The sequence below is a fragment of the Variovorax restrictus genome, from assembly GCF_051216715.1.
Lineage (GTDB): Bacteria > Pseudomonadota > Gammaproteobacteria > Burkholderiales > Burkholderiaceae_C > Variovorax.
In genome coordinates this window covers 706,838-724,939 of record NZ_JBPJZH010000001.1, presented here as the reverse complement: position 1 = coordinate 724,939, position 18,102 = coordinate 706,838, and the positions used below count along the sequence as shown (strand labels likewise).

Below are 18,102 nucleotides of genomic sequence, written 5' to 3'. Positions count from 1 at the left end.
ATTCGATGGAGCCAATGCAAGAAGGCAGACCCCATCCATGCAATCCATCTGCGCCGACCTCGTGCTGCAGCGCCTGGCGCCCGACACCGGTGCCGCGCTCAACCGGCAGCTCTACGACTGCCTGCGCGAGGCCATCCTCGACGGCAGCCTGCCGCCGTCGAGCGCCCTGCCCGCCTCGCGCGACCTGGCCCGCGAGATCGCCATGTCGCGCAACACGGTGCTGCACGCCTATGCGCAACTGCAGGCCGAGGGCTATGTGCATTCGCGCGTGGGCAGCGGCACCTTCGTGGCCGCGACCGCGCCCGACAGCTTTCTCAGCGCCGGCCGCGCATCGGCCGAGCCCGCCGCGGCCAGCGCCCCGGTGCGGCTGTCGAAGCGCGCGCAGGCGCTGCTGGCCAATGCCTCGGCCGCGCCGGTGCAATGGGGTGCCTTCATGCCCGGGGTGCCCGACGTCACGCAGTTCCCGCACCGCACCTTCAGCCGCATCCTCACCCGGCTGTGGCGCGCGCCGGCGCCCGAGCTGCTGACCTACGCCCATGGCGGCGGCCACCCCGCGCTGCGCGCCGCCATCGCCGAGCATCTGCGGGTGGCACGCTCGGTGCGGTGCGAGCCCGATCAGATCCTGGTGACCGAAGGCGTGCATCAGGCCATCGACCTGTCGCTGCGCATGCTGGTCGACCCGCGCGACACGGTGTGGGTCGAGGAGCCGGGCTACTGGGGCTTTCACAAGGTGCTGCAGATGGACGCGGCCCGCATGCGGCCGCTGCAGGTCGAGACCGCCGACACGGGCCTCGCCGGTGCCGGCTGGCCGCGCGGCGGCAAGCCGCCGCGCCTCATCTTCGTGACGCCGTCGCACCAGTACCCGCTGGGTGCGGTGATGAGCCTGGCACGGCGGCGCGAGCTGCTCGACCATGCGCGCGCCGTGGGCGGTTGGATCGTCGAGGACGACTACGACAGCGAGTTCCGCTTCGCCGGCCGGCCGATCCCGGCGATGCAGGGGCTGGAGGCCGACAGCCCGGTGATCTACATCGGCACCTTCAGCAAGACGCTGTTCCCCGGCCTGCGCGTGGGCTACATGGTGCTGCCACGGGCGCTGGCGCCGGCCTTTCGCACGGCGCACGCCGACCTCTACCGCGAGGGCCACGCCATCACCCAGCTCGCGCTGGCCGAACTGATCGCGCAGGGCCACTACGCCGCGCACATCCGGCGCATGCGGGTGCTCTACGCGCGGCGGCGCGCGCTGCTGGTCGGGCTCATCACCGAGCACCTGGGCAGCGAGTTCCTCCACCCGCAGGCCAGCAACGCCGGGCTGCACCTGGTGCTGCGCCTGCCCGACGGCTGCGACGACGCCGCCATTGCCGCCGCGGCGCAGGCCCGGGGCGTGCTGACCCGACCGTTGTCGGCGTACTACCGCCGCGCCGGCGCACGCCGCGGGCTGCTGCTGGGCTATGCCTGCGTGCAGGAGGCGCACATCGCGCCGGCCTTCGCCGCGTTGCTGCGGTGCCTTCGCGCCGCGGGCATCGGGTAGAGAAGCCGGCGTTCGCCAAGCCATGCCGGCCGAACGCAGGCGCGACGAGCGCTTGCGCACAATGCGCGCATGGAAGTCCTCAAGACCCTCGGCCTGTTCGTCGTCACCGCCGTCGCTGAAATCGTCGGCTGCTACCTGCCCTACCTGTGGCTGAAGGAAGGGAAGACGGCCTGGCTGCTGCTCCCGGCCGCATTGAGCCTGGCGTTGTTCGTGGGGCTGCTGTCGCTGCACCCCACCGCCGCGGGCCGCGTGTATGCGGCCTACGGCGGCGTCTACATCGGCGTCGCCATCCTGTGGCTATGGGCGGTGGACAAGGTCGCGCCTTCGGTCACCGACTGGGTGGGCGTGGCGGTGTGCTTCGTCGGCGTGGCGATCATCATGAGCGGGCCCCATGCAACGGCCCGTTGAGCCGAGGAGGCGACCACGCCTCAGACGCGCGCGCTCGCCACTTCTTCCTTGAGCGACGCCACGATCTCGTAGGACCGCAGCCGGGTCGCATGGTCATGCACCTGCGACGTGATCATCAGTTCGTCGGCCCCCGTGCGTTCGACGAACGCCGCGATGCCGTCGCGCACCGTCTCGCGCGAGCCGACGGCCGAACACGACAGCACCGAGTCGAGCAGTGCGCGCTCCGACGGGCCGACGTTGGCGTAGTAATCCTTCACCGGCGGCGGCAGCCGGCCCGGGCGGCCGCTGCGCAGGTTCACGAAGGCCTGCTGCCACGAGCTGGAGCGGAACTGGGCTTCTTCGTCGGTCTCGGCCGCGAACACGTTGAAGCCGAGCATCACATAAGGCTTGGCGAGCTGGGCCGAAGGCTTGAAGGTCTCGCGGTAGATGCGGATGGCCTGCATCATCTGTTGCGGCGCGAAGTGCGACGCGAAGGCATAGGGCAGGCCGAGGTGCGCCGCCAGCTGAGCGCCGAAGGTGCTGGAGCCGAGGATCCAGACCGGCACCTCGAGCCCGCGGCCCGGCACCGCCATCACCGGCTGGCGTGGCGACTTGCTCATGAAGTCCATCAGCTCGACGACGTCCTGCGGGAACTGGTCCGAGTCGGATTCGAGGTTGCGCCGCAGCGCCTGCGCGGTGCGCTGGTCGGAGCCCGGCGCGCGGCCCAGCCCGAGGTCGATGCGCCCGGGGTAGAGCGATTCGAGCGTGCCGAACTGCTCGGCGATCACCAGCGGCGAATGGTTCGGCAGCATGACGCCGCCGGCACCGATGCGGATGGTCGAGGTGCCTGCGCCCACATAGGCGAGCAGCACCGCGGTCGCGGCGCTCGCGATGCCCGGCATGCCGTGGTGCTCGGCCAGCCAGTAGCGGCGATAGCCGTGCTTCTCGCCATGCTGGGCAAGCGCGAGCGAGTTCTTGAACGATTGCGCGGCATCGCTGCCTTCGCAGATCGGGGAGAGATCGAGGATGGAAAATTCGGCCATGGCCCGGATCATGGCCCGATCGGCTTGAGCTTGCAGGCCCAGGCTATTCCGTGGTCTGGTAGAGCGTGTCGACGCTGGCGAAGTCGCGCCCCTGCTGTTCGATGCGCACCTCGAAGGGCACGCTGTCGCCCGGCGCGATGGCCGGCAGGTTCTCGACCAGCTTGAAGCCGGTGAGCTGCCCGCCCTTGTCGCGCAGGCTCACCCACAGCCGCGTCTTGCGCACGATCGTCGAGCCCGGGTTGCGCACGCTGCCCTTCACCGACACCGCCTTGTACGAGAAGCGCTGGCTGAAGTTGAGCAGCACGCTGCCGATCTCGGCCTTCGTGCCCTCGACCTGCACCTCCAGCGGCACGCGCGGCCCCGGGAGCGCGGCGCGGCGCATCGGCTTCCATTCGACGCGCGTCTGCGTGATGCGGTCGGCCCGGTTCGGGTCGACCTGCACCGGCAGGCGCTCACCCGGATACAGGTAGTCCGCGCCGTCGAGCCGCGTGGTGCCGTCGAGCTGGTTGCCGTCGAAGCGCGAGATCACCGCCGCGGGCGTCACGGCGATGGCGTCCTTGCTGCGGTTGACCAGTTCCGTCATGTAGGTGCGCTGGCGAATCGTGTTGAGGCCGGGGATCAGCGGCAGCAGCTCGAGCTGCGCCAGGTCGAAGCGCTCGCTGTCGTCGGCCAGCAGGTCCTCGGTGCTCATGCGCAGCTCGGGGTTGAAGGACTCGGGCGCGCTGGCGGTGCGAACGACACGGTCCGTCGCGATCACCGCGGTGCGGCCTTTGCCCGCATCGTCCAGGGAGTGGTCGATGCGGTAGTCCCAGGCGGCGATCGGTGCGCTGCCGCCGAAGCGGTCGAGCCGGACCTCGACCGCGCTGCGCTCGCCCGGCTTGATCGCCGTGGCCTGCATGTAGCCGCGACCCAGACCGATGACCGTGCCCGCGTCGTCGTACAGCGTGGCCAGCACCTGCACGCCGGCCAGCGTGGCGTCCGGCAGGTTGTTGACGAGCCGGCCGACCAGGCGGACATCGTCCTTCTGCTGCACGAGGCGCACGCGGGAGAACGCCAGCTTCGGCCCCTCGACCGCGCGGTGCGGGGCCGACAGGCGCTGCGCCTGCAGGGTCTGGCGCGTCGGCGTCTTGTCGCCAGGCAGGTCGATCAGCAGCGGCGCGGATTCGCCCGGCAGCAGCAGGCCGACCGGCAGGCTTTCGGTGCGGTTGCCCAGACGGTTGTCGCCGTCGTAGAAGACCGCCTCGACGCGCGGCGCGTCGAGCACCTTCCCGGTCTCGTTGCGCGCCATCACGAAGAGCTTGGGCCGGGCCGAACTGCCGCTGCCGACCAGCACCTGGCGTCGTGCGTCGAGCTTGAGCCCCTCGACCGGAATGGTGCGGTCCGGCGAGGCGGCATAGGCCGCGGGCCGTTCGCTGCTTGCGCGGACGTTCCTGAACGCCTGCTTCATCACGAGCACGGTGATCAGTCCCGTGATCGCCATCCCGGCGATGACGATGCCGACCACTCTCGCATGTCGCGCGCCACCGCGCCGCTGCGCCTCATCCGACGCAAGGCGGCGTGCCGCCGCGTCCTTCACCTGCTCCAGCACGCGGTCGAGCCGCTCCGACACGTTGTCCTCGACCACCGACACCGAGCCGCAATGGGCGCACACGTACTGGTTGAGGCCACTGCCCCGCAGCACGCCGCTGCCGCATTCGGCGCACTTGAGGGTCTGGAGGTTGATGCTCATGGCGGAATTGTCGCGGCGCCCTGAAGGTCACCCCAGCGGCACGCTCGCCTCTTTCAGCACCCGCAGCACGAAGTGCGACTGGCTGTGACGAATGCCCGGAATCTTGTAGAGCTTCTCGCGCAGCAGCCGCTCGTAGTCGCGCGTATCGCGCACGGCGATGCGGATGTAGTAGTCGTAGTCGCCGGAGACCAGGTAGGCCTCCTGGATCTCCGGGATGGTCGCCAGCACGCGGCCGAAGTCGTAGAGCGTCTCGTCGGTGTGGCTCTCGAGCGTGACCTGCACGATGACCGAGTCGTGGTAGCCGAGCTTGGCCGGGTCGATGTCGACCGTGTAGCGGCGGATCACGCCTTGCGTTTCGAGGCGCTTGATGCGGCTCCAGCAGGTGGTGGGCGACAGGCCGACTTCCGTGCCGATGTCCTGCAGGGTGCGCCGCGAGTCCTTCAGCAGGATCGCCAGGATGGCCAGATCGGTCTTATCGAAAGAATCTTCGGATGATTTGCCTGTTTCGCGATTGATTTTCAATTTACGGCCCGATTCAGTCGAAAGAATGAAGCACATTCTGCCCGGACGCCGGAAGAATGTAGGCATGAACCTCACCGCCACCGTCACTGCCGCACCGGCCCTCGATCACAACGCGCCCGCCACGCTGCGCAACGGCGCCGGAGCCCTGCTCGACACCCTGGTCGCGTGCGGCGTCGACACGATCTTCGGCTACCCCGGCGGCGCCGCGCTGCCGCTGTACGACGCCCTGCACGGCGAGCCACGCCTGCGGCATGTGCTGGTGCGCCACGAGCAGGCGGCGGTGCACGCGGCCGAAGGCTATGCGCGCAGCACCGGCCGCGTGGGCGTGGTGCTGGTCACCTCGGGGCCGGGCGTGGGCAACACCATCACCGGCCTGCTCGACGCCATGAGCGACTCGGTGCCGGTGCTGTGCATCAGCGGGCAAGTGGCGACCGCCGTCATCGGCACCAACGCCTTCCAGGAGAGCGATGCACTGGGCATGTCGCGCTCGGTCACCAAGTGGAACCACCAGCTGCGCGCGCCGGACGACGTGCCGGCCGCCGTGCGGCGCGCGCTGCAGATCGCCAGCTCGGGCCGGCCGGGGCCGGTGCTGCTCGATGTGCCGAAGGACGTGCAGCTGATGCCCCTGACCGGCGCCGCAGCGGCCGTGCCGACCCGCGCGCGCCGCGACGAAGGCCGCAGCGCACGCGCCCTGCCGCCGCGCGGCAGCCTGCAGCGCGCGGCCGACCTGCTGTCGACCGCGCGCCGGCCGGTGCTCTATGGCGGCGGCGGCCTCGTCAATGCCGGGCCCGCCGCCTGCGAGGCCTTCACGCAGCTGGTGCGGCGCCTGGGCGCACCCTGCACGCTCACGCTGATGGGCCTGGGCGCCTTCCCTGCGTCCGACCCGTTGTTCATCGGCATGCTCGGCATGCACGGCACGCTCGAGGCCAACCTGGCGATGCACGAGGCCGACCTGGTGGTGTGCGTCGGCGCGCGCTTCGACGACCGCGTGACCGGCAAGCTCGACGAGTTCTGCCCGCACGCCCGCAAGATCCACATCGACATCGACCCGAGCAGCATCAACAAGGTGGTGAAGGTCGACGTGCCGATGGTGGGTGACTGCGGCGTCGTGCTCGACGCGCTGCTGGCCATGCCCGAGCTCGACGGCCTCGCGCCCGAGCGGCTCGCGCCCTGGTGGGAACGCATCGCGCGCCGCCGCGCGGTGGATTGCCTGACCTACGCGCCGCGCACCGATGCCATCCTGCCGCAGCAGCTCATGGCCACGCTGCAGCAGCGCCTGCACGGCCGCGATGCGATCGTCTCCACCGACGTCGGCCAGCACCAGATGTGGGCCGCGCAGTACCTGCGCTTCGAGCGCCCGCGCCGCTGGCTCACCTCCGGCGGCGCCGGCACCATGGGCTACGGATTGCCCGCCGCGATCGGCGCGCAGATCGGGCACGCCGACGCGCTGGTGGTGTGCGTCAGCGGCGACGCGTCGGTGCTGATGAACATCCAGGAACTGTCGACCGCCGTGCAGCACCGCACGAAGGTGAAGCTGGTGCTGTCGAACAACGGCTACATGGGCATGGTGCGCCAGTGGCAGGAGCTCAACCACGGCAACCGCCTCTCCCACAGCTGGAACGAGGCGCTGCCCGACTTCGTGGCGCTGGCCAAGGCCTTCGGCTGGGGCGCGGCCCGCGTCAGCGACCCGGCCGAGCTCGACGCCGCGCTGGCCCAATGCCTGGCGTACGACGGCCCCTTCTTCCTCGACGTGCAGGTCGCCGCGCAGGAAAACTGCTTCCCGATGATGCCGTCGGGCCAGGGCCACCACCGCGTGATGCTGGGCAAGGACCGCTGGTACGAGGAGGCCGCCGAGCATCGCGCCCAGCGCTAGCATGCGCCCATGCGATTTCCTCTTCTGTCTGCTCTGCTCATGCTCTGCGCCAGCGCAGCCTTCCACGCATCGGCCGCGCCGGCGGGCCGGGCGGCCCAGGTCTTCGACGCCGTCGACAAGCCCGAGCGGATCGACACACCATGGCGCGCCGCCCTCTGCGCGCTGCTGCCCCAGCCGTGCGAAGCGGCGTCGCTGCGGCTGTTCCGGCCACGTGCCGCAGACGCCGATGCCTATGTCGTGCTGGCTGCGCAGCCGCTCGCCATGGCGCGAGTCACGTACACGCCGGGCACTGGCTGGAAGCTCGACACCCTGCACGACTTCCGCGGCTATCGCCATTCGATGGCCGATCCGACGCGCGACCACGGCGCCTCCGAATCGCCGCCGCTGTCGCTGGCTCCGGCGCTCTACCCTTTGGCCGACGGCCGCTGGGCAGCGGCCGTGCTGTGGTCCGTCACCGAGAGCTACTCGGGCGGCGGCGCGTCCTTTCGCACGGCGGACTTCGTGCCGGTGGATGGCCCGAAGAAGGCTGACAGCCTGGCCCATGCCGCCGTGCCGTTCGACTGCTACAAGATGGTCCGCGCCTGCTTCAGCGAGAAGGACTACCAGACCTCGCCGCACTGCCACGACGAGAGCACCGGCAGCCTGCGCATCGCCTACGCGCCGCCGTCGACGCCGGGCGGCGACTACGGCTGGTCGTACACCTGGCGCCAGAGCGACTGGCCGGCGCACAAGCCGGCACGCGCCACGCGCACCAACGTGACTCGCTTCATCGGTCGTGGCGGAGATGCCGCGCCGTTCTGCGACGGGCCGCAGTAAAGATCGGCCTTCGTCAGCCGCCGCAGGCTGCGGCTCTGAAATCGGGCGCGTGCCTGCGCTCAGTGCGCGGGGGAGACCGACTTTCTGTTGACGCGGTGCGCCTCGATCACACGGCCGGGAGGGCCGCGCGCCGCGGGCGCGGCCGTCGAGCGCCTGCTACAGCTTTTTCCTTCACGAAACCGGCCGCATTTTCATCGGCACCCGGGGTTCCTTCGTCGGAATGCGGGTTGCCCTGGCCCGCATCGGTTGGAAATTCCGGCTCGACCGGCAGCTGCGCAGGGTCGTCTTCATGGGGGACTTTGGAATGTGGCATAGAGAATCCTTTCGAACACCTTAGCGCTTCCTCCAGCGACGGAATGTAGGCGTGTCGGCTACACACGGACCTGAAAACGGCCCGGCGGACCGCCGCAGCCGGCTCACTCCCCCGCACCTTCCAGCGCAAAGAGCGGCACATCCGCCCGTCGGCTGAGCCACATCCCACCGCCCAAGGCCTGGAACTTCCTCGACAGCCCGCGCCGATAGAGCTCCGCACGATGCCGAAACAGCAGCGGGTCGGTCAGGTCCTCGTCGACGATGTCGTTCTCGTAGTCTTCGAGCGTCACCGCCTCGAGGTACAGCGCGCCGCGGCTCAAGGTGCCGAGGTTGCGCAGGGCCTGCTTCAGGTCGACGGGGTTCAGGTACGCCAGCACGCCCTGGCAGATGACGACATCAAAGGGCTCATGGGCACGGTAGTCGACCACCGAGCCGCGCTCCCAGCCGTAGCGGCGGCACAGGTATTCGCTGACCTCGACGCCGTGGTAGCTCGCCTGCGGGAAGTGCTTGGCGATGATGTCGCGCCAGAGGCCCACGCCGCAGCCGACGTCGAGCACGCGGCGCACGGGCACGCGGAGGTACTTGAGGTACGAACTCACGAAGGCCCCGAGCCGCTCGACGTGCTGGGGGTCGGCCACCTTCGTCTTCTTGTCGAAGTAGTAGCGCGCGTAGTACGCCTCGTCAAAGGTGGCAGCGTCGACAGATTCCATCGAACGATCGTACTTGCATGCGCCGTCGTGCGTCAGACGCAAAAAAGGCCGGCAGTGTGACGCTGTCGGCCCTCGTGAACGCCCCGTCGACGGGGGATGTCAGAACGGAATGTCGTCGTCCATGTCGTCGAAGCCCGACGACGACTTGGCCGGTGCCGGGGCCGGACGTGCGGCCGGTGCGCGAGGCGCCGCAGCCGGGGGGCGCGAGTAACCGCCGCCACCACCACCACCGCCTTGCGAGTAGCCGCCGTCGTCATCGCCACCACCGCCGCCCGACGGGCCGCCCATGCCCTGGCGGCTGCCCAGCATCTGCATCTGGTCGACGCGGATGTCGGTGGCGTACTTCTCGACGCCGTCCTTGTCCTGGTACTTGCGGGTGCGGATCTGGCCTTCGACGTAGATCTGCGAGCCCTTGCGCAGGTACTGCGCGGCGATTTCGGCGAGGCGGCCGTTGAACACGAGGCGGTGCCACTCGGTCGCCTCCTTCATTTCGCCGCTCGCCTTGTCCTTCCACTTGTCGGTGGTGGCCAGCGTCACGTTGCAGACCTGGTCGCCGCTCGGGAAGGTTCTGGTTTCCGGATCGCGGCCGAGGTTGCCGACGAGGATGACTTTATTGACCGATGCCATGTGCGCTGCCCCTGATGAAGGAATGAAAGGGAAGGAAAAAGAGAACCGGTGATTATCCACGCCGCGCGCGCCGGGGCCGCAGGCTGCGAGGAACGTTCAGAATCGAAGCGGTGAACCGCGAACCCGACTTCTTCCAGAACCTGCGCGCCGAACTTTCCAGCGTCCGCCTCTGGGTCGACCGCGCCATCGTGCTGGGCTATGCGGTGGCGGCCGGGCTGTTCGTGGTGGGCTTCACGATGGCGAGCGAATGGGCGTTCTCGGTGTTCCAGTCGCTGCACGGCAGCCATCCCTGGGCCGTGCTGATCTGGACGCCGGCGCTCACCGCCACCATCGTCTGGGCCACGCGCCGGTGGTTTCCCGGCGCGGCTGGCTCGGGCATCCCGCAGATCAAGGCGGCGCTGGACCCCGACCTGCCACCCGAGAAGCGCGGCCTGTTCGCCTCGCTGCGCCTCACGGTCGCCAAGATCGGCCTCGGCGCGGCGGGCTTTCTTGCCGGCCTGTCGATCGGCCGCGAAGGCCCTTCCGTGCAGGTGGCGGCGGGCGTGATGCAGCACGCCAGGCGCTGGCTGTCGCCGCACAGCACCATCGACACGCGCTCGCTGCTGGTGGCCGGCGGCGCCGCCGGCATCGCCGCCGCCTTCAACGCGCCGCTGGCCGGCGTGGTGTTCGCCATCGAGGAACTGAGCGGCCGGCTGGAGGCGCGCGCCAGCGGCGTGATCATCACCGGCATCGTGCTCGCCGGCCTGGTGGCCGTCTCGGTGTTCGGCAACCTCAGCTACTTCGGCGTGATCCGGGTGCCGCCCATCGGCTGGAATCTGCTCGGCCCCGGGCTGGCGGTCGCGCTGGCGAGCGGTGTGGCCGGCGGCCTCTTCGCGCGGCTGATGATCGCGTCGCTCACCGGGGCGCCGCAACGCCTCAACCACTGGCGTGCGCGCTGGCCGGTGCGCTTCGCGGCCGTCGGCGGCCTGGTGATCGCCGTGATCGGTCTGGTCACGGGCGGCGTGACCTTCGGCGCCGGCTCCGAGGCGGTCAAGCAGATGCTGGCCGGCCACGACGAGCTGACGCCGCTCTACACGCTGCTGAAGTTCGTCGTCACCTGGCTGTCGGCCTGGGTGGGCGTGCCGGGCGGCATCTTCGCGCCGTCGCTGTCGATCGGTGCGGGCATCGGCGACGGCATCGCGCAACTCGCGGGCGCCGACCTCGGACCGGCGCTGATCGCCATGGGCATGGCCGGCTTCCTGGCCGCGGTCACGCAGGCGCCGCTGACCGCTTTCATCATCGTGATGGAGATGGTCGACGGGCATTCGATGGTGCTCAGCCTGATGGCCAGCGCCATGCTTGCGAGCCTGGTGTCGCGCATGATCAGCCGGCCGCTGTACGAGGCGCTGGCGGAGCACCTGGTAGGCGCGGCCACCGCGCGCGCGCCGGAAAAGCCCGTGCCTGCCGAAGTGCACCCGCCCACCCCACTGCCCTGAAACGCCCGGGCGTCTATCATGTTCGGTTGCCCCGAATGGACTGCCGCCCGTGAATTCGCCCTCTGATGACGCCTACCTCGGCGCCGTGCTCGCGCAGCAGCGCATCAGCATCCGCGGTGCCCGCACCCACAACCTGAAGAACGTCGACCTCGACATCCCGCGCAACAAGCTGGTGGTGATCACCGGTCTGTCGGGCTCGGGCAAGTCGAGCCTGGCCTTCGACACGCTCTACGCCGAGGGCCAGCGCCGCTACGTCGAAAGCCTGTCGGCGTATGCGCGGCAGTTTCTGCAGCTGATGGACAAGCCCGATGTCGACGTGATCGAGGGCCTGAGCCCCGCGATCAGCATCGAGCAAAAGGCGACCAGCCACAACCCGCGCTCCACCGTAGGCACCGTGACCGAGATCCACGACTACCTGCGCCTCCTGTACGCCCGCGCCGGCACGCCCTTCTGCCCCGAGCACCAACTGCCGCTGCAGGCGCAGACGGTGTCGCAGATGGTGGATGCGACGCTGGCCATCCCCGACGAGCCGCGCCTGATGATCCTGGCGCCGGTGGCGCGCGAGAAGAAGGGCGAGTTTCTCGAGCTCTTCGCCGAGATGCAGGCGGCCGGCTACGTGCGCTTTCGCGTGGACGGGCAGACCTACGAATACAACGACCTGCCCAAGCTCAAGAAGACCGAGAAGCACGACATCGATGTGGTGATCGACCGGCTGCGCGCGCGCGCCGACATGCAGCAGCGCCTGGCCGAGAGCTTCGAGGCGGCGCTGCGCCTGGCCGACGGCCGCGCCATCGCGATGGAGATGGGCGACGAGGGGGCGAACGGCAAGGAACACCTGTTCAACGCCAAGTTCGCCTGCCCGATCTGCCACTACTCGCTGGCCGAGCTGGAGCCGCGCCTCTTTTCCTTCAACTCGCCGGTCGGCGCCTGCCCGAGCTGCGACGGCCTGGGCCACCGCGAGTTCTTCGACCCGGCGCGCGTCGTCGGCTTCCCGTCGCTGTCGCTCGCCAGCGGCGCCATCAAGGGCTGGGACCGGCGCAACGGCTACTACTTCAGCATGCTGGAGAGCCTCGCCAAGCACTACCGGTTCGACGTCGACGCGCCCTTCGAATCGCTCACGCCCGAGGTGCAGCACGCGCTGCTGCATGGCTCCGGCGAGGAAGAGATCAAGTTCGCCTACACGATGGAGTCGGGTGCTTCGGTGGGCAAGAAGCTCACGAAGAAGCACCCGTTCGAAGGGATCATCCCGAACATGGAGCGGCGCTACCGCGAGACCGACTCCACGCTGGTGCGCGAAGACCTGGCCCGCTACCGCAACATGCAGCCCTGCCCCGACTGCGGCGGCTCGCGGCTGCGCATCGAGGCGCGCAACGTGTTCCTGGTGGACGAGACGGTGCAGGCGGATGGCAGCATGCCGAAGCGCCAAGCGATCTACGAGGTGAGCCATCTCACGCTGCGCGACAGCCTCACCTACTTCAAGACCCTCAAGCTGCGCGGCGCCAAGGCCGACATCGCCGACAAGGTGGTGCGCGAGATCGGCCTGCGGCTGCAGTTCCTCAACGACGTGGGCCTGAACTACCTGAGCTTGGACCGCAGCGCCGAGACGCTGTCGGGCGGCGAGTCGCAACGCATCCGCCTCGCGTCGCAGATCGGCTCGGGCCTGACCGGCGTGATGTACGTGCTCGACGAGCCGAGCATCGGCCTGCACCAGCGCGACAACGACCGGCTCATCGGCACGCTCAAGCACCTGCGCAACATCGGCAACAGCGTGATCGTGGTCGAGCACGACGAAGACATGATTGCCGCCGCCGACCACGTGATCGACATGGGGCCCGGCGCCGGCGTGCACGGCGGCCGCGTGATGGCCGAGGGCACCTACGAAGAGGTCAAGGCCAACCCGAACTCGCTGACGGGCCAGTACCTGTCGGGCGCGAAGAAGATCGAGGTGCCCAAGCACCGCACCGCGTGGCTGCCGGTGGTGGCCAAGCCGGCCTTCAACGAAGGCAAGAAGGCCTCGCGCTTTCCGCAGAGCCCGGCGGCCGAACGCCGCGCCGCGCGCGAAGCCGCGCACCTGGCCACGCAGACCGACCTGCAGGAAATCCGTGTGGTCGGCGCGACCGGCAACAATCTCAAGAACGTGAGCGTGGCCTTCCCGGTCGGCCTCCTGACCTGCGTGACCGGCGTGTCGGGCTCGGGCAAGTCGACGCTGGTCAACGACACGCTCTACAGCGCGGTCGCGCGCACGCTCTACCGCGCGCACGACGAGCCGGCCGAGCACGAGGCCATCGAAGGCATCGAGTACTTCGACAAGGTCATCAACGTCGACCAGAGCCCCATCGGCCGCACGCCGCGCAGCAACCCCGCCACCTACACCGGCCTGTTCACGCCGATCCGCGAGCTGATGGCCGAGACCAACACCGCGCGCGAGCGCGGCTACGGGCCGGGGCGCTTCAGCTTCAACGTGGCGGGTGGCCGCTGCGAGGCCTGCCAGGGCGACGGCGTGGTGAAGGTCGAGATGCACTTCCTGCCCGACGTCTATGTGCCCTGCGAGGTCTGCCACGGCCAGCGCTACAACCGCGAGACGCTCGAGGTCCAGTACAAGGGCAAGAACATCGCGCAGATTCTCGAGATGACGGTCGAGGCCGCGCACGAATTCCTCAAGGCCGTGCCGACCATCGAGCGCAAGCTGCACACGCTGCTGGACGTGGGCCTCTCCTACATCAAGCTGGGCCAGGCCGCGACGACGCTGTCGGGCGGCGAGGCGCAACGCGTGAAGCTCGCGCTGGAGCTGAGCAAGCGCGACACCGGCCGCACGCTCTACATCCTCGACGAGCCGACCACCGGCCTGCACTTCGCCGACATCGAGCTGCTGCTGAAGGTGCTGCACCAGTTGCGCGACGCCGGCAACACCATCGTCGTGATCGAACACAACCTGGACGTCATCAAGACCGCCGACTGGCTGATCGACATGGGGCCCGAGGGCGGTGCGGGCGGCGGCCTGGTGGTGGGCGAAGGCACGCCGGAGGACATCGCGGCGAACGAGGCGAGCCACACGGGGAAGTACCTGCAGCGGCTGCTGCTGGCGAAGTAGTCCGCTTTGCACCGCGCACCGACGCCCAAGCCCCAGTCGCTGTCGCCCCAGCGAGCTACCTCGCGTGCGCGACCGCGTGACTACCTCGTCGCTGGGGTGGCGGTACTCGCCGCGCTGGGGCTGCGCTTTCTGCTGAACCCGCTGTTGGGCCAACAGGGGCCTTACCTCATCCTGGCGCTGGCGGTCGTGGTGGCGGCGTTCTACGGCGGCTTCGGTCCGGCGCTGTTCGCCACGGTGTTGAGCACCTCCATCGGCACCTATCTCTTCATCGGCAGCGGTTCCGCGCAGGTGATCCTCCAACCGCAGAACATCAGCCGTACCGTGCTGTTCCTGCTGATCGGACTGAGCATCGGCATGATCGGCGGCCGATTGCGCACCTCGCGCCACGACCTGGCCGAGAGCGTGCGGCAGCTGCGCGCCAGCAACCGCGCCAAGGACAACGCCATGGCCACGCTGGGCCACGAGATCCGCAACCCGCTGGCGGCACTGCATTCGGCGCAGGAAGTCCTGCGGCGCGCCCCCGACGACCCGAAGCGCGTGGTGTGGGCCAGCGAACTCATCGGGCGGCAGGTGCTGCAGATGACGCGCATGGCCGACGACCTGGTCGACCTCTCGGGCGTGATGCGCGGCGAGTTCCAGATCGAGCAACGACCGATCGATCTGCGAAAGGTGCTGGCGCAGTCGCTGGAACAGAGCGGCCCGCTGATCGCGAAGAAGGGCCATCGGCTCCACACCGACCTGGGTACGGCGCCCATCGAAGTGCTCGGCGATGCGACCCGTCTGGTGCAGGTGTTCGCGAACCTGCTGAACAACGCCGCCAAGTACACCGACCCGGGCGGCGACGTGACGCTGGCGCTGCACACCACGACCGTGCGCGAAGTCGTCGTGACCGTGCGCGACAACGGCATCGGCATGCAGCCCGAAGCCATCGACGACCTGTTCGAGCCCTTCGTGCAGGCGCCCGGCGCCGCGTCCAACGCCGAGGGCGGCCTGGGGCTGGGCCTGGCGATCGTGAAGAAGATCGTGGAACGCCATGGCGGCAAGGTGTCGGCCGCAAGCGCGGGGCTCGGGCAGGGGAGCATGGTCACGGTATCGCTGCCGCTGGCGCCGGGCTGAAGGCGTCGAGCGCGCGGCAGGCGCTCTGCCCAAAGGCCCAGTCGAAAGCCGGGCATCGACGAAGGCCTTGCCGGCAGCGGGCATCATCCAGCCTCCGCTACTCCGCCCGAACAACGTGCAAAGTCTCCAAGCCCTGTTCTCCGACCCGACCGCCTGGGCGGCATTGGTCGCCCTGGTCATCATGGAAGTCGTGCTCGGCATCGACAACCTGATCTTTATCTCGATCCTTTCGAACAAGCTGCCCGAGCACCAGCGCAAGCGGGCACGCCAGATCGGCATCGGGCTGGCGTTGATCATGCGGCTCGTGCTGCTGTCGATGATCGCGTGGCTGGTCGGGCTCACGGCGCCCGTGTTCGATCTCGGCTTGAAGGGCAGTCTGGATGCGAACGGCTCGCCGAGCTTCGAGACGCAGTTCTCGTGGCGCGACCTGATCCTGATCGTCGGCGGCCTCTTCCTGATCTGGAAGGCCACGAAAGAAATCCACCACCACGTCGATCCGCCGATCGTCAAGGGCGAGGGCGGCGCGGCAGGCGTCGCGGTGATCGCGTTCTCGTCGGTGCTGATCCAGATCGTGCTGCTGGACATGGTGTTCTCGGTCGACTCCATCCTCACAGCCGTCGGCATGACCGATAACCTGGCCGTGATGGTGATCGCCGTCATCACCGCCGTCACCGTGATGCTGCTGGCCGCCGAGCCGCTGGCGAACTTCATCAACCGCAACCCGACCGTCGTGATGCTGGCGCTCGGCTTCCTGCTGATGATCGGCGCCGTGCTGATCGCCGACGGCTTCGGCGTGCATGTGCCCAAGGGCTACATCTACGCTGCGATGGCCTTCTCCACGCTGGTCGAAGTGCTCAACATGCTGTCGCGTCGCGGCAAGAGCCGGACGGCCTGACCGCGCCATGCCCCGGCATCGTCGAGGCAGGAAACCAGCGCCGCGCTAGAGCCTGCCTTCCAGGTGCTCGGGCGCCGCGATGGTCCGCATCCACTTGACCGACTCGACCTTCCAGCCCGGCTCGCGCTTGATCAGGTCCATCACACCGGGCAGGTGCGCTGCGCCGTAAGTGACGTAGATCTTCTCCCGCGGGTCGGTCAGCAGCTGCGTGGCCAGGCGCTGGTTGCGGAAGGTGAGCACGACGGGGTCCATGTCGTTGCCGGTCCCGCCAGGGGTCGCCTGGCGCATCACGAAGGTCATGATGCCGCGGCACAGGGTGCCGGCCAGCGCGTTCTGGCGCTCGTCGCCCGCCTTCTGCCGTTCGATGAGGCGGGTGACGAAGTCCGGCGCATCGTCGTCGGCCGCAGCGTCCTGTTCCTCGTCACGCTTGCGCATCGCGTCTGCAAAAGCCGGGTCGGACTGCATCAGGCGGTCGTACTCCTGCTTCATGGCGCGGGTGTTCACGTCCATCGTCACATGCCGCTCCGGGTGCGCCTTGGCGTCGGCCACGACAGGGCCGAAGTAGTCGATCTGGTAGGACAGACCACAGGTCTTGCCCAGCTCCCGGTAGCTGTCGCCCAGGTCCTTGCCGTGGCTCAGCGTCTTGCGGAACCAGGCATCGGCTTCGGGGTCGCTGTCGGCCACGCCTTCGTAGGCCAGCACGTAGCCGTCCGCCAGTGCCTTTTCCAGGTCGTAGACCACCGCTTGGTAGAAGCGCTCGGCGCCCACATGCTGCATACCCTGCAACACGACGGTGCGCGGCCCGTTGGAGAGGGTCACGGTGGGCACGATGGCGGGCCGCGTCTCGGTGGTGATAGCCAGGAAGTACACCGGCGCGGCGGCCAGGCCGCACAGCAAAAACCACAGGCCGACACTCCCGCGCAGCCAGGTGCCGGACCAGCGGCGCGCGCGAGCCGGGCGCCAGATGCGGCGCCACAGCCAGGCCAGCGGCAGCGCAAGCAGCGCCGCGATCAGCAGCAGGGCGGGTAGCGAAAGCCAGGTCGCGCCCAGCAGCACCGGCAGCCCGGCCAGGAAGCACAGCAGCAGCACGGCCCACAACAGGGTCGAAAGGCGGATCGCCAGCGTGCGGGTCGCCGGGCCGCTGCCCGGTGGGGGTACGGCGGCGGCCATCTTCAGAACTTGCGGCCGGCGCCCCAGTCGCCCTGGTCGCACTTGCCGCTGAAGCCGGGCCTGTCCTTGATCTCGACCATGCCAGTGCGGCGGTCGATGTTCACGCTGAGCCGGTTGAGCCCGCTGACGCGGTAGCGCGCGGTGATGCGGTCGGGCGACATCTGCACGTTCTCGAGGGGCCACCAGCCGTCGACGCCGCCTGAGTTGAGCGGTGGAATCATCTTGCCGCTCAGGTGCACGCGGCCGCCGCCGTCGCGGAACTCGAACTGCACGCCGGTCTGGAACTGTTCGTTGGCGGTCTCCGTGCGCTGCATGGGCTCGTAGTGCTGGCGCTTGTCGTTCCACTCGTAGCCGGAATGGCTGGAGAACACGGCGTGCTCGCCCTGGCCGTAGCAGATCAGCGTGAGCGTATCGGGCTGGTGCGGCCGCGGCATCGCGTCGCCCGCCACGCCGCCGGGCCGGCAGTTCTGCTCGGGAATGCGGTTGATGGCAGCGTAGCGGCCATCGCTCGTGGAGATCGCCACGCAGGCGCGCTGCACGTCGCTCCACCAGAAGGTCCAAGCCTGGTCGCGAACCTTGGTGGCGCGCACCAGCTGGTAGCCACGCGCTTCCATCTGCGTCTCGCCGCCGGCACCGCGCGCGCCGACCAAGTCGGCCAGATCCGACGGCGTCTGCGCCTGGGCCGCCGCACTGCCCACAAGGGCCAGTGCCAGCGCGAAACCCGCGCTTCGTTGATGACTTGTCATGGTTACTCTCCTTCTCGGACAAAAGGATGCCATGGCGTCGCAAATGGTCTGTAGGACGGTGG

16 protein-coding genes are annotated in these 18,102 nt (G+C 69.1%); 8 read left to right on the top strand and 8 right to left on the bottom strand.

From position 1 onward, the window contains the following. Window positions 1-37 precede the first annotated feature (37 nt). Both pdxR and ACSFA0_RS03395 read left to right on the top strand, forming a co-directional pair. Window positions 38-1,528: a MocR-like pyridoxine biosynthesis transcription factor PdxR gene (pdxR, locus tag ACSFA0_RS03400; RefSeq protein WP_435448833.1), complete on the top strand. Its 1,491-nt coding sequence runs from the start codon at window positions 38-40 to the stop codon at window positions 1,526-1,528. 69 nt (window positions 1,529-1,597) lie between these two features. Next, window positions 1,598-1,936: a YnfA family protein gene (locus tag ACSFA0_RS03395; RefSeq protein ID WP_435448832.1), complete on the top strand. Its 339-nt coding sequence runs from the start codon at window positions 1,598-1,600 to the stop codon at window positions 1,934-1,936. Between the two features lie 20 nt (window positions 1,937-1,956). Here the strand turns inward: ACSFA0_RS03395 and ACSFA0_RS03390 are convergent, their stop codons facing one another. From ACSFA0_RS03390 to ACSFA0_RS03380, 3 genes are read right to left on the bottom strand one after another with little or no spacing between them, the layout of a single operon-like run. Continuing rightward, entirely contained in the window at window positions 1,957-2,958 is a 1,002-nt protein-coding gene (locus ACSFA0_RS03390; RefSeq protein ID WP_435448831.1) for an LLM class flavin-dependent oxidoreductase, read from the bottom strand. A 43-nt stretch (window positions 2,959-3,001) separates the two neighbouring features. Beyond that, window positions 3,002-4,687, bottom strand: coding sequence for an FxLYD domain-containing protein (locus ACSFA0_RS03385; protein ID WP_435448830.1), 1,686 nt, complete (start codon window positions 4,685-4,687; stop codon window positions 3,002-3,004). A gap of 27 nt (window positions 4,688-4,714) precedes the next feature. After that, a complete protein-coding gene (locus tag ACSFA0_RS03380; RefSeq protein ID WP_435448829.1) occupies window positions 4,715-5,209 on the bottom strand; it encodes an Lrp/AsnC family transcriptional regulator in 495 nt (164 codons plus the stop codon). Between the two features lie 64 nt (window positions 5,210-5,273). On the opposite strand from ACSFA0_RS03380, the gene ilvB reads away from it, so the two are divergent. Beyond that, entirely contained in the window at window positions 5,274-7,082 is a 1,809-nt protein-coding gene (ilvB, locus tag ACSFA0_RS03375) for a biosynthetic-type acetolactate synthase large subunit (protein WP_435448828.1), read from the top strand. A 9-nt stretch (window positions 7,083-7,091) separates the two neighbouring features. Then, a complete protein-coding gene (locus ACSFA0_RS03370) occupies window positions 7,092-7,898 on the top strand; it encodes a hypothetical protein (RefSeq protein ID WP_435448827.1) in 807 nt (268 codons plus the stop codon). A 106-nt stretch (window positions 7,899-8,004) separates the two neighbouring features. Here the strand turns inward: ACSFA0_RS03370 and ACSFA0_RS03365 are convergent, their stop codons facing one another. The 3 genes from ACSFA0_RS03365 to ssb form a co-directional block, all read right to left on the bottom strand. After that, window positions 8,005-8,211, bottom strand: a complete 207-nt coding sequence (locus ACSFA0_RS03365; protein ID WP_435448826.1) for a hypothetical protein — start codon at window positions 8,209-8,211, stop codon at window positions 8,005-8,007. Window positions 8,212-8,314: 103 nt separating this feature from the next. Next, window positions 8,315-8,920, bottom strand: coding sequence for a class I SAM-dependent methyltransferase (locus tag ACSFA0_RS03360; protein ID WP_435448825.1), 606 nt, complete (start codon window positions 8,918-8,920; stop codon window positions 8,315-8,317). Between the two features lie 99 nt (window positions 8,921-9,019). Beyond that, window positions 9,020-9,547: a single-stranded DNA-binding protein gene (ssb, locus tag ACSFA0_RS03355; protein ID WP_435448824.1), complete on the bottom strand. Its 528-nt coding sequence runs from the start codon at window positions 9,545-9,547 to the stop codon at window positions 9,020-9,022. Between the two features lie 110 nt (window positions 9,548-9,657). On the opposite strand from ssb, the gene ACSFA0_RS03350 reads away from it, so the two are divergent. The 4 genes from ACSFA0_RS03350 (at window position 9,658) to ACSFA0_RS03335 (ending at window position 16,124) form a co-directional block, all read left to right on the top strand. Next, the gene (locus ACSFA0_RS03350) at window positions 9,658-11,022 is read left to right on the top strand and encodes a chloride channel protein (protein WP_435448823.1); all 1,365 of its coding nucleotides are present in this window, start codon (window positions 9,658-9,660) and stop codon (window positions 11,020-11,022) included. 49 nt (window positions 11,023-11,071) lie between these two features. After that, window positions 11,072-14,113: an excinuclease ABC subunit UvrA gene (gene uvrA, locus ACSFA0_RS03345; protein WP_435448822.1), complete on the top strand. Its 3,042-nt coding sequence runs from the start codon at window positions 11,072-11,074 to the stop codon at window positions 14,111-14,113. A 6-nt stretch (window positions 14,114-14,119) separates the two neighbouring features. After that, a complete protein-coding gene (locus ACSFA0_RS03340) occupies window positions 14,120-15,229 on the top strand; it encodes a sensor histidine kinase (protein ID WP_435448821.1) in 1,110 nt (369 codons plus the stop codon). 115 nt (window positions 15,230-15,344) lie between these two features. Beyond that, on the top strand, window positions 15,345-16,124 hold the full coding sequence (locus tag ACSFA0_RS03335; RefSeq protein ID WP_435448820.1) for a TerC family protein: 780 nt from the start codon (window positions 15,345-15,347) through the stop codon (window positions 16,122-16,124). Window positions 16,125-16,169: 45 nt separating this feature from the next. Here the strand turns inward: ACSFA0_RS03335 and ACSFA0_RS03330 are convergent, their stop codons facing one another. Then, window positions 16,170-17,294, bottom strand: a complete 1,125-nt coding sequence (locus tag ACSFA0_RS03330) for a hypothetical protein (RefSeq protein ID WP_435448819.1) — start codon at window positions 17,292-17,294, stop codon at window positions 16,170-16,172. A gap of 2 nt (window positions 17,295-17,296) precedes the next feature. Beyond that, on the bottom strand, window positions 17,297-18,040 hold the full coding sequence (locus ACSFA0_RS03325; RefSeq protein WP_435448818.1) for a hypothetical protein: 744 nt from the start codon (window positions 18,038-18,040) through the stop codon (window positions 17,297-17,299). Window positions 18,041-18,102: the final 62 nt, after the last annotated feature.